This window comes from Curvibacter microcysteis, assembly GCF_028649455.1.
GTDB classification, from domain to species: Bacteria; Pseudomonadota; Gammaproteobacteria; order Burkholderiales; family Burkholderiaceae_C; genus Curvibacter; species Curvibacter microcysteis.
Window position 1 is genome coordinate 528847 of the sequence record NZ_JAQSIO010000002.1, and the last position, 11789, is coordinate 540635.

An 11789-nucleotide genomic window follows, 5' to 3' on the forward strand; every position below is an offset into this window, starting at 1 on the left:
TCGGGATTCGCCATGGCGGTGCTTTGGGGGGGGGGGGGGCTGACCTGGAGCCCTCCAGGTGTGCGGCACCCGTTTTCAGGTCTTCAATTGCCGGCGGGCCCGGTGGATGCGCTCGCAAGCCAGCGCCAATTGTTTCCAGGCCTTGGGCTCCAAATCAGGGGGTCGGGCGGCTTGGATCGTCAGGGGGAGGGTGGGCATGACCCCTTTGAACGCGAACACCGTGCAGTTGGTGCCGCCAGGCTCTCTGACCAGCAAAACAGATTGGTCAAACACATGGGCCATGCGCTCGATGTACAGCGGGTAGTCTGGGTGGTGGACATGCAGATTCGCCACCAGGATGCCATCGTGGTTCAGAGTGTCTCGGCAGCCTTGATAGAAGCGCTCTGAGCACAACTGGGCTGGCATTTCCAGCGACTGGTAGCCATCCAGCAGCAAGACATCAGCACTGGCGCTGGCGTGGCGCACATAAAACGCCCCATCACCCTCACGCACTTCGAATCGTTCTCCGTCGGGCGGGACCTGAAACTCATCCCGCAAGGCGATCACATGCGGATTGATCTCCAGCACCAGCTGCCGGGTGTGGGGCAGATAGCGGTGGCAGAACTTCGGCAGCGATCCACCTCCCAGCCCCACGCTGACGATGCAGGTGGGCGCCGGCTTGAACAGCACAAAGCCCATCATCGTGCGGGTGTAGCTCAGCACCAGGGCCTGAGGATCGGCGCGGCTCATGGTGCTCTGCACCGCCAGGCTGGAGAAATGCAGTGATTTCGTTCGGGCGCTGCTGGCCACGTACGGCTTGACATGGAGTCGTGGAGAGGGGGCTTGGAGCATGCGGCCATTCAGAAGCTTCGGGAGATTGCCGGCCCGCACGCATCGGAGGTCGTTGTGGGGCAGCTCGGAGCCGACACTGTAGGGCATTGAGGCGACTCGGTGCTGGCATCGGTCGCTATCATGCGCTGAAGGCCTGCGTGCCGGGCTCATGAGGGCAGAGGCTGCTCCTTTGGGTGTCAGGACGATGGATTGAATTGCTTGGGATATCGACATGGCCGCTACAGACGCCTCCAACTTCACAGATGTTCGCGCCGACATCTCCTCGGCCATGCTCGCCCGCAAACAGGCCTACTTGAAGGTTCTGGCGGGTTTGACCATGGGCGCCGCCTCCTTGGTGATGGTCAGTCACCTCTATTCCGGCATGAGTCCCTGGCAAGCCCTGCTCGGATCAGGTTGCGCGCTGGTGGCCGGGGCGCTCAGTCTGTACTTGCACCGCTGGCGGCAGCCTCACGCTGCGGCTTTGGTGCTGTTGGTCGGGGCTTTGGTGTGGATTGGCTGGATCACCGTGCTCACGGGTGGGGCCCGTTCTGTTGTGGTTGGGGCCTACATCACCATTGGCGCCTTGGCGGGCTGGATGCTGGGGCGGCGATGGATGCTCGCTTTGATGCTCTCTTCGCTCACCTTGTTGTTGGGGATGGAGCTTTTTTTCAGCGACTGGGTCCAGCTGCAAAGGGTGGCCGACAACCCGCAGCGGGTGTTGGTGGGCTTGGTGGTGGTGTTTGGCCTGTGCGGTAGCTTGCTCTACCTGGTGTTCCGTGAAAGCGACCTTCAACTGGAGGGCTTGCGCCAGGCGCGGCAGGCGCAGCTCACCACCAACCAGCATTTCGAGTTGATTGCCAACAACGTCCCGGGCCTGATGTCGCACTGGGGCCGTGACATGCGTTGCCGCTGGCTCAACGCCAGGTACCTGTCCGTCATGCGGCGTTCGGCCGCCGATTGCATTGGGCGTTCCATGGATGAGTTGTGGAGCCCCAGCGTGTGTGAGGAAGCCAAGCCCTACATCGCGCAAGTGTTGGCCGGACAAGAGGTTCGCTACGAGACCGTGCAGCGCATGGACAACGGCCAAGCTCGGGTTTGGTTGGTTCAACTGGTGCCTGATCGCCTGCCCAGCGGCGAAGTTGATGGCTGGTTTGGCCTGCTCCGGGATGTCACCTCCCAGCACCAGGCCGCACAGGCGATGCACGAAAGCCGTCAGCGACTGGGTTTGGCGGTGGACCTGGCGGGCTTGGTCTATTGGGAGCTGGAGCGCGACTCCGAAGTCCTGCGTTGGGGCATGGATGTCGATCGCCGCGAAGGTGCCGCGCACTGGACTTGGTCGCGTTACCTGGGGGTGTTGCACCCTGAGGACCGAGACCGTGTCGCCTCGGACATGAGTGCGGCCTGGCGGGAAGGGCAGCTCAGCGCGCACTACCGCTATCTTGACGCCGACGGTGCCACGCAGTGGGCCATGGTCAAGGCCCAGGTTCGGCCGGGCGATGCCGGCGGGCTGCGCATGATTGGGGTCTGGCAAAACATCACCGAGGCCGAGTTGGCGCAGCGGGCTTTGGCCGCCAGCGAGGCTCGCTTGCAGTCCATGCTGGACAACACGCCCGCTGTGGCTGTGCAGCAATTCGACCGGGACGGGCGGGTGCTCTACTGGAACCGCGCCAGCGAGCAGCTCACGGGCTTGTCGGCCGAGGTGTGTGTGGGGCAGTCGCTGTCGGCCTTGCTGTGGCCCCAGGGGGTGGACCCACGCTGGGTGGAGGGGTGGCGCCAAGTTTTGGCCGGGGACGCCGTCGCCCCCTTTGAGTTGAATTTCCGGCGCTCCGACGGCGATGAGCGTTCCGTCTTGTGTTCGCTGTTCGCCTTGCTGGAACGCAGCGGTGAGCAGCGACTGGTCGCCATGACGGTGGACCTGACCGAGCGCCGTCGCGCGGCCGATGCGTTGCGTCAGGTGCAGCAGAGTTTCGAGTCCGTGTTCCTGGAGAGTCCGACACCGGCCCGCATCTTTGCGGCCGATGGCCACAACCAAACCTTGGCCTGCAACGATGCGTTCTGCGAACTGTTTGGGCTGGGTCGGGAGGTGCTCATGTCGCGCAGCATGCGCGAGTTGAATCTTCATTTCGATCCCGAGGCGCGCGACGCCGTGCTGGCCACCTTGCTGCGTGAGGGGCGGGTGCAGAACGAAGAGTTGGTGATCCGCACCGAACGGGGTGAGCAGCGCACCGTGCTGACTTCCATGCTGCCCGTCACCTGGCATGGGCAGCCTGCCTGGATGAGCCAACTGGTGGACATCACCGAACGCAAGCGCGCCGAGGAAGACCTGCGTGCCAACCGCCGTTTGCTGGAGTGGGTGATCGACGCTTTGCCCATGTGCATCTTTGCCAAGGACACCCAGTCCCGCTATGTGATGGTCAACCAGGCGATGGCTGACTTCATGTGCAGCACCAAGGAGGCGCTGACCTACCGTCACACGGCCGATGTCGCGGCAGTCGACAAGAGCCGCTCGCTGGCGGATGACGCCTGGGTTTTCTCACACCGCAAGGCCTTGATCCAGCCTGATGTCGAGTTGCGTGGCCCCCGTGGGGAGCCCGCGCCCTTTCACAGCGTGAAGGTACCCCTGTTTGACGAGCGTGGAGAGCTGCAAGGCCTGCTGGGCATCAACCGCAACATCGCTGAAGAGAAGCGCGCACGAGCCGTTTTGGAGGCCAGCGAGCAGCGATTGGCCGTGATGTTCCAGCATTCGCCTGCCGCCCTGGCCATGATCGACGCCAAGGGCATTTACCGGTCGGTGAACGAGGCTTGGCTGCGCCTTTTTGCCTACCCGGAAGCGCAGGTGCTGGGGCGCAGTTCGCCCGAGTTCGGCTTGTTTGTGGATGCGGCGGACCGTGTGGCGCTTTATCAGCAAATGCGGGGCCAGCAGCGTGTGGACCAGCTTGAGTTGGATTTGCGCCGGGCCGATGGGCAGGTGCTGCGCTGTGTGGCCTCGGGGCGCACCTTGTTGATCAATGGCGAGCGGATGCATCTGTATGGGATCGTGGATGTCAGTGACCAGCGACGTGCCCAGCGCCAAATGGAGCAAATGAACCAGCTGCTTGAACAGTCCGTGGCCCAGCGCACCCAGGCCCTGACTGAGGCCAATGGGGAGTTGAAGCAAGCTTTGGAGTCCTTGCACACCGCGCAAGAGGAGCTGCTGCGCTCGGAAAAGCATGCGGCTTTGGGGCGCATGGTGGCCGGGGTGGCGCATGAGCTCAACACCCCGATCGGCAACAGCGTCCTGGTGGCCACGACCCTGGGGGCCGAAGTCGATGCCTTTGCCCGCCAGGCTCAGCAGGGGCTGACCCGCAGTGCCTTGAGTTCGCATGTGCAGCAGACCCGCGATGCGGTGGACATGCTGGTCAAAAACCTCAGCCGGGCGGCCGATCTGATCTCCACCTTCAAGCAGGTGGCCGCCGATCAGACCAGCCTGCAACGCCGCCCATTTGAGTTGGGTGAGATGGTGCAAGAAATCCTGCAAATGCACCGGCCCTTGATGCGCACCCATGAGGTCCAGGTGCAGGCTCACGTGCCGCAGCCCGTGGCGATGGACAGCTACCCGGGGCCCTTGGGGCAGGTGCTGGTCAACCTCATGACCAATGCCATGCTGCACGCCTACGAAGGCGTCAAAGGTGGGGTGGTGGACATCCAGGCGCTGAGCCGTCGCCCGGGTTGGGTGGACATTGAGGTGCGTGACCACGGCCAAGGCATCGAGCCCGAGGCCTTGCGCCGCATTTTCGACCCCTTCTACACCACCAAATTAGGCCGCGGCGGCACGGGCTTGGGGTTGGCCATTTGCCAAACCCTGGTGACCCGGGTGCTGGGAGGTGAATTGCAGGTCCAGAGCGTCCTGGGCGAGGGCACTTGTTTTGTCATGAGTCTGCCGGTGCTGGCGCCCGTCGTCAGCAGCGGGGCAGGGGTGGAGTTGCCTGGCGGTGCTGCTTGAGTGAAGGGTGTTCGGCGCGGTGGGCCCGCTGGGCCGTCAGCGTCCGGCTGACGTCGCCGCTTCGGACTCGCGCAAATCTTTCAATTGCTGCGACACCAGCGCAAAGAATCGGTCGTAAAAGGAGGCCGACAAGATGGTCTCCGACGCCACTTTGACCATCGAGTCCTGGCTGGACGACAGCGGCAGTGAAATGGAGCCGATGGCACTCACCCCCACGCTGGTGGAGTTGCTGCTTTTTTTCACGGCGTATCGGTCTTGCTGGGCCGTGACGTACGCGGTGGCGACGCGGCTGTCGCGCCCGTCGGGCACGCAGACGATGGTGAAATTGATCTCCAGGTGTGTGTCGCCATCGGGTTGGAAGCTTTTTTGCCCCTTGATGCCCGAAGGCTGATTGCCCGTGATCACATAGCCTTGGCTCAGCAGCGCACGGCGGGCCGCTTCGCAGGTGGTGTCTGACGCGCCATCAAACAGGCGAGAGAAGTTTTCATTGGCTTGAAACTGCTCGTTTTGGTAGGCCGAGGGGCCGTGGGCCGCAGGCGATTTGGGCCACAGGCCGCAAGCGGTCAAGTTCAAAGCCAGGCCCAGCAAAAGGGCGGTGCGCGTTACTGGGTGGCGGAGGAGGGGTGAATGGGTCATGAAAGCAGTGAAGCCAAAACAGACGTGACAGGCCAACAAGCCGTGTAGCGCTGAAGCGCATTATTGCTTTGTCACTGATCGATCCGGTGAAGTCACCATTCGCGCCATGTCTGATGGCGGTTGCAGTGGGGTTTCATCGCGCCTTGCTTGGGCAAAAAGAAAAAGCCCTGCAAACAAGGTGTTTGCAGGGCTTTAAGTGGCTCCTCGACCTGGGCTCGAACCAGGGACCTACGGATTAACAGTCCGGCGCTCTACCGACTGAGCTATCGAGGAATGTCGGTACCTGAAGACCTGACCTGCTGCATTGCAGGGGTCAGAAACTTCTGGAAATTAAATTGTAAAAACTTGGCTCCTCGACCTGGGCTCGAACCAGGGACCTACGGATTAACAGTCCGGCGCTCTACCGACTGAGCTATCGAGGAACAAGACTTAGATTATATACACAAAAATTGGGTCCTGAAAAGTCAGAAGCTGGTTTTCATCGTCAAACGCAAAGTTCTTGCCGCGCCAGGGTACAGGTAGACGTGGCCGAAGCTGGTCGGCGACTCGCGCCAGTAGCTGCGGTTGAACAGGTTGTCGACGCTGAACAACCAGACGGTGCTGCTTCTATCGCTGTGCTTTTGCGCCAAACGCACCTGGGCGTCAAAACGGGTCCAGGCGGGCAGGTCCACCTGCTCGGTGCTGGTGCTGACCACCTTGCGGCTGCCCTCGTGGGTCAGGCCGCCGCCCACGCTGAGGCCCGGCACTTGGGCAATGCGGTACTCCGCGTGGGCGCGCAGCACTTGCTTGGGCACGTTGGTGGGGGCCAGACCGTTGAGGGTGGCGTCGGCGCTGTGGCGCACAGCACGCAGCAGCAGGGCACTGCCGTTGAGGCGCCAGTCGCCCAGGCGGGTGCTGGCGGAGGCTTCGAGGCCGCGGTGGTGTGCATCGCCGTTGTAGCTTTGGGTGCGGCAGTCGCTGCTGCTGCTGGGGCACAGCTGGGCGGCCAGGGCGGCGTCGCTGATTTGGCTCTCATACAGCGCGGGTCGACGGATGTCGAAGTAGCTGAGTTGCCAGTTGAGGTCGGTGCTGGCGTGCTTCAGACCGACTTCTTTTTGCGTGCTTTGTGCGGCGGGGATCCCGGTGCCGGCGTTGGCGTAATAGGCGCGGTTGGGCACCACGCTGGACTCGACGCCGCGGCCCCAGCTGCCGTAGACCGACAGTTGCTGACCCAGGTCATAGCTCAGGCCCAGCCAGGGGCTGGTGAAGCTTTGGCGGTAGCGGGTTTCGCGGCCACCGCTGTTTTGCACACTGTGACGGTCCAGCGCGGTGTGGCGCAGGCCGGCCCAGCTGCTCAGGCGGGGCGTCCAGCGTGCCATGTCCTGCACAAACAACTCGGTGTTGTATTCGTCACGGTTGGTGTTGGGGCTGTTGAAGGCCAGGGGCGGGTTGGGCGCTGGGATGACGGTCAGGCCATCGGTCGTCGCCTGGCCCACGGCGGCCGAGCCATCGGCCTGGTAGTCAAAACGGTTGTTCAGCACGCTGCGCAACAAGCCGGTGCTGACCTGGTGGGGCACGCCAGCCAACACGGTATTGCCTTGCAAGCGCCATTGCAGGGCCTGCTGCTGGCGACGTTCGTTGTTGCTTTCGAACTGGTAGATGTCGGCCAGGCCCACACCGGCCTTGCCGGTGCTGCTGGAGGGGCAGTAGCGGTCGGCGTAGTAGGCGCCGCTGCTCGCGTCGTAGCAACCGAAGGGGTAGGCCAGGCGGTCGTTGCTCTTCAGGCGCTGCGAGCCATAAACGGCTTGCCAGCTCCACTGGTTGTTGATGGCTTGGTCGAGCTTGACCGTGCCGGTCAGTCCCCGGAATTCATTGGGCTTGGACCACGGCTGGTTGTTCAGGTTGATGTTGGGGTCGCGTACGCTGGGCAGTTGGCTGCCGAGCAGGCTCTGGCCTGGCACGCTGGCTTGGGTTTGTTGGCTCCATTCCAACTCAGCCGACAACACCGTGTCGCGGCTCAGGCGCGCGTCACCGGCAAAAGCCAGCAGGTCGCGGCGGCCGTTGGTGTTGTTGATCAAGGGGCGCATGTCTTCATGCGCGATGTTCAGGCGGTAGCCCAGCACTTTGTTCTCGCTGCGCCCGCCCAGGTCCAGGGCCAGCAGGCGGCTGCCGCGCTCGCCGGTGCTCAGGGTCACTTCGCGCAGCGGGGTTTCGGTGGGGCGCTTGACGACGTAGTTGACCAGGCCGCCCGGCGAGCTGGTGCCGGACTGCAGGCCACTGGTGCCCTTGAGGATTTCGATGCGCTCTTTGTTGTCCAGTGGGATCACCGTCTCGGCACTGATGGGCAGGCCTTCGCGGCGGTAGTTGTAGTTCTGATTCAGCGTGTAGCCGCGGATGTTCAGCGTGTCCCAGTAGCCGGGGGCGTTGTAGCCGTCGGTGACCGACGCATCCAATTGGGTCAGGTCGGCCAGGCGGCGGGCACCCACGCGATCGAGCTCGGCGCGGTCGATCACGGTGGTTGAAATGGGCACTTCGCGCGCCGGCACGTCGCCAAAGCCGGTCACGTCGGCCACCGGGGCTGCGTTGCGTTCGCTCACCTGCACGGCGGGCAAGGACTTTTCTGCGGGGGCTTGCTGGGCCCAGGCCAGATTGGCCAGCAGCAGGGACACGGCCAGGCCGGTGGCCGTGGCTGGGCGCAAGTTCAGGTGGTGGGGCATCAAATGGCGCATGCTTCAGGTACTTTCCAATGGGGGCAGGAAAGAGCAGCGCACGGGCCGGGGCGATGGCTAAAGCTCAGCCCGGCAACGTTTCACCATGCTTCCCTGCGCGAGGATGATCTCAATCAGGTTCAAAGGGACTTTCTCAGCCCGGACTTGGCAGTCCAGACACCCCTAGCGGCCTCGCGGTTCGTGTGACCGCGAGATGACCGAATTGTAATCGGCTGGTGAAGCGGCTGAGCGGGCGGGAGGAATGACCCGCCCGGCCCGTCAGACGCGGGGGCTGCGGCAGGACGCGTCTTGGAGCGCGTTTTGGAGGGCGTCCTGAAAGGCGTCCACCTCGGCCTGCGGGTCAGCGGCTGCCAGCACCGCGCGCACCACGGCGACGCTGCCCACGCCGCTGGCCAGCACCTCAGGCAGGCGGCTGCGTTCGATGCCGCCGATGGCCACCAGCGGGTAAGGCTGGGCCATGCGGCGCATCAGTTGGGCATAGGCCTGCAAGCGAGCGACGCCCTGTGGGGCCGTGGCCATGGCCTTGAGGGTGGTGGGGAAGACCGCGCCCATGGCGATGTAGCTGGGCTGCACCCGGTCGGCCAGCAGCATCTCGGCGTAGCCATGGGTGCTGACGCCCAGGCGCAGACCGGCCGCGCGCAAGGGCGTGAGGTCCAGGCCTTCGAGGTCTTCCTGCCCCAGGTGCACGCCCCAGGCGCCTTCCTCGATGGCAATTTGCCAGTGGTCGTTGATGAACAGACGCGCCTCGGTGCCGCGCACCGCTTGCAAGGCGGCTCGCACCTCCTGGCGAATGGCCTGGGGCTGGTCCGACTTGAAGCGCAGCTGCAGCGTGGGCACGCCCATGCGGGCCAGGCGCGCAATCCACTCGGCGCTGGGGGCCACCACATACAGCCCCAAGGCTTGGGGACAAGGCGCAAAGGCGAGGGCGGGGTCCAGGCCTTGGCCCAGTCCGAAGTCTTCGGGCTGCTCGGGCCAGCTCAGATCATCGGCGCGGCCGGTGCGTTGCGCTCGGTGTTGCCAGGCCTGGGCCAGGCAGTGGGCGTCGCGTTCAATGAAGCCCAAGGCGCGGCAGGCCCGCCAGGCCGCTTGGTAGGTCTCGGGGCCTGATGGCGCATCGCTGGGCAGGTCGCTGGCCAGGCCGAAGCGGGACTGGTGGGTGTTGAGCAGGGTCTGGGCCAGGGCGGTCTGGGGGTCGGGGTGGGGCATGCGAATGGACTCGAACGGGGGGGCGGTGGGTTCAGGCGTGGTGCCAGAAGGGAGTGCCCAGCACCGGCGTGCTGGGTTGGGCGCTGGCCTGTTCTTGCATGACCCCGGCCAGGTAGGCCTGGCGACCGGCCTGCACGGCGTGGGCAAAGGCCTGGGCCATTTGCACTGGCTGGGGCGACAAGGCCACGGCGGTGTTCAGCAGCACGGCGTCAAAGCCCCACTCCAGCACGGTGCAGGCATGCGAGGGGCGACCCAGCCCCGCGTCCACGATCAGGGGCACATCCAGGCGCTCGCGCAAGGTCTGCAAGGCGTGGGGGTTGATGGGGCCCTTGCCCGTGCCAATGGGCGCAGCCCAGGGCATGACGGCTTGGCAGCCCACGTCCACCAGGCGCTGGCACAGCACCAGGTCATCGGTGCAATAGGGCAGGACCTTGAAGCCGTCGCGGATCAGCCGGTCGGCCACGCCGACCAGGTTCAGGGTGTCGGGCTGCAGGGTGTAGTCGTCGCCGATCAGCTCCAGCTTGATCCAGTCGGTGTTGAACACCTCGCGCGCCATGTGCGAGGTGGCCAGGGCCTCTTGTGCGCTGTGGCAGCCGGCCGTGTTGGGCAGCACGGGCACGCCCAGCTCTTGCAGCAGGGCCCAGAAGGTGTTGTCTTGGCTGCCGTTGGCGGCCTCCGCGCTGGCGCTTTGGCGGCGCAGCGAGGCGGTCAGCATGGCCGGCCGGGCGCTCAGCACCGCTTCACGCAGGGTGGCGGGCGAAGGGTAGCGGGCCGTGCCCAGCATCAGGCGGCTGTCAAAACGTTGGCCGTACAGGAAGAGCGGATCGGCCACAGCGGGCTGCTCGGGGTGGAGGGGCAGGGGGGGCATGGGCTTCAACCTCCGGTGACTGGGGTGATGACTTCGACTTGATCGCCGCTCTTCAGCAGGGTCTGGGCGTAGGCCGAGCGGGGCACAAACTGGGTGTTGATGGCCACCGCGTAGGGGGGGCTGAAGGCCTGTTGGGCCAGGGCTTCGGCCAGGGGGGTGTCAGCGGCCAAGGAAACGGCCTTCTGGTTGATCAGGACTTGGATCGTCATGGGGATGCGGGCTCAAAAAGAGGGGCGGAATTCAGGCGGGGAGCACGGTGCTCAAAGGCACGCCCAGGCGCTGGGCCAGCGTGTCGTCGCCCTGGGTCAGCCAGGCGCAGGCCACGTCAGCGATGGCGGGCGCGATCAAGAAACCGTGCCGGTACAGGCCGTTGATTTGCAGGAGATTGGGCGCCAGCTGGCGCAGCGCCGGCAGGTTGTCGGGCAGGGTGGGGCGGCACTGGCTGCTCAGCTCCAGGATGCGGGCCTCGCCAAAGCCGGGGTGCACGGTGTAGGCCGCGCTGAGCAGTTCCAGCGTGGAGCGCACGCTGACGGGGCTGAAGTCCTCGGACTCGATCTCGGTGGCGCCGATCACAAACACCTGGTCGGGCTTGGGCGCGATGTAGATCGGGTAGCGCGGGTGGATCAGCCGGGTGGGGCGGCTCAGTTGCACGCCAGGCGCATGCAGGCGTGCCACCTCGCCACGCACGGCGCGCAGCCCGGTCCATTGGGGGTTGGCTCCGATGCCTCGGCAGTCCAGCACGCAGCAACTGGCGTCGGCGGCCAGCGTGGCAGGCTCTTGCGGGCTGTTCCAGTGCAGGGCCACGCCGCAGCTTTGCAGCTCGCTCAGCAAGGCCGCCAGCAGCGCGCGGTTATCCAGTTGGCCCTCGTCCGGCAGGTACAGGCCTTGGCTGAAGCGGTCGGCCAGTTCAGGCTCCAAGCCGGCCAGGCCGGCCGCATCCAGGGCTTGGGGCACGGGCAGTTCGGGGAGGTGCCGGGTGGTGTTGCGCAGCAGGTGTTCAAAGCGCTGCGCTTCGGGGCGGTCCTGGCGGTGCCAGACGATCAGGGTGCCTTCGCGTTGGAAGAACACCGGCTCACGCAGCTCGGCCAGCAGCGCCGGCCAACGGCCCAGCGCGTACTGGCCCATGCGCACCACGGGCAGCTCGGTCACCGCGGATTCGGCCAAGGGCGCCAGCATGGCGGCGGCGACCCGGGCGGCCGCCCCCTCGGCCTGGGGGCTGCCGGCCTCGTACAGCGCCACGGTCTGGCCGGCCCGGGCCAGGCGCCAGGCCATCAGACGGCCCATCAAACCAGCGCCCAGCACCGCGACACGGCGGGTGTGCGGACCGATCAGGGGACGGGTGGGGTGGTGGCTTCGCCGCTCGGGGGCGGAGGGCGGGGGCGCAGCAGAAGGGGCGACAGGGGCCAGCACGTCAAAAGTCCTTTCCAGGGAATGCCTGAGCAGGACGAAACGAGGCCGCGCGTCGTTGATTGAAACTTCCCACGCCAGCATGATCTGGATCGGGTCATGAGGGTCTTTCTCAGCCCAGCCGTTGGATCGTTTCACGATCGTCCGACAGGCACCCCTGTTTCATCCGCAA

General features: G+C 65.2%; 8 protein-coding genes, 2 tRNA genes and 2 riboswitches. Of the genes, 1 reads left to right on the top strand and 9 read right to left on the bottom strand.

All coding sequences use genetic code 11. The features are described 5' to 3' along the window. Positions 1 to 75 precede the first annotated feature (75 nt). Positions 76 to 831, bottom strand: a complete 756-nt coding sequence (locus tag PSQ39_RS07675; RefSeq protein ID WP_273926116.1) for a fused MFS/spermidine synthase — start codon at positions 829 to 831, stop codon at positions 76 to 78. 211 nt (positions 832 to 1042) lie between these two features. Between PSQ39_RS07675 and PSQ39_RS07680 the strand changes: the two genes are divergently transcribed. After that, positions 1043 to 4792 carry a PAS domain-containing sensor histidine kinase gene (locus PSQ39_RS07680; RefSeq protein ID WP_273926117.1) on the top strand — a complete coding sequence of 1250 codons (3750 nt, stop codon included), beginning with the start codon at positions 1043 to 1045 and terminating at the stop codon, positions 4790 to 4792. Positions 4793 to 4828: 36 nt separating this feature from the next. On the opposite strand, the gene PSQ39_RS07685 is transcribed toward PSQ39_RS07680, so the two are convergent. From PSQ39_RS07685 to PSQ39_RS07720, 8 genes are all read right to left on the bottom strand, one after another. Then, a complete protein-coding gene (locus PSQ39_RS07685) occupies positions 4829 to 5428 on the bottom strand; it encodes a DUF2242 domain-containing protein (RefSeq protein WP_273926118.1) in 600 nt (199 codons plus the stop codon). Positions 5429 to 5625: 197 nt separating this feature from the next. Then, positions 5626 to 5701 (bottom strand) — tRNA-Asn (locus PSQ39_RS07690). A 73-nt stretch (positions 5702 to 5774) separates the two neighbouring features. Then, positions 5775 to 5850: transfer RNA gene (locus tag PSQ39_RS07695), tRNA-Asn, on the bottom strand. A 42-nt stretch (positions 5851 to 5892) separates the two neighbouring features. Beyond that, on the bottom strand, positions 5893 to 8136 hold the full coding sequence (locus PSQ39_RS07700) for a TonB-dependent siderophore receptor (protein ID WP_273926119.1): 2244 nt from the start codon (positions 8134 to 8136) through the stop codon (positions 5893 to 5895). A 73-nt stretch (positions 8137 to 8209) separates the two neighbouring features. Continuing rightward, a riboswitch (TPP riboswitch) is annotated at positions 8210 to 8310 on the bottom strand. 84 nt (positions 8311 to 8394) lie between these two features. Then, on the bottom strand, positions 8395 to 9342 hold the full coding sequence (locus tag PSQ39_RS07705) for a thiamine phosphate synthase (protein WP_273926120.1): 948 nt from the start codon (positions 9340 to 9342) through the stop codon (positions 8395 to 8397). Positions 9343 to 9373: 31 nt separating this feature from the next. Beyond that, the gene (locus PSQ39_RS07710) at positions 9374 to 10210 is read right to left on the bottom strand and encodes a thiazole synthase (protein WP_273926121.1); all 837 of its coding nucleotides are present in this window, start codon (positions 10208 to 10210) and stop codon (positions 9374 to 9376) included. A gap of 5 nt (positions 10211 to 10215) precedes the next feature. Next, positions 10216 to 10413 (bottom strand): sulfur carrier protein ThiS, encoded by a 198-nt coding sequence (gene thiS / locus PSQ39_RS07715; RefSeq protein WP_273926370.1) that lies wholly within the window; start codon positions 10411 to 10413, stop codon positions 10216 to 10218. A 37-nt stretch (positions 10414 to 10450) separates the two neighbouring features. After that, entirely contained in the window at positions 10451 to 11539 is a 1089-nt protein-coding gene (locus tag PSQ39_RS07720; protein ID WP_409242010.1) for an FAD-dependent oxidoreductase, read from the bottom strand. 130 nt (positions 11540 to 11669) lie between these two features. Beyond that, a riboswitch (TPP riboswitch) is annotated at positions 11670 to 11786 on the bottom strand. Positions 11787 to 11789: the final 3 nt, after the last annotated feature.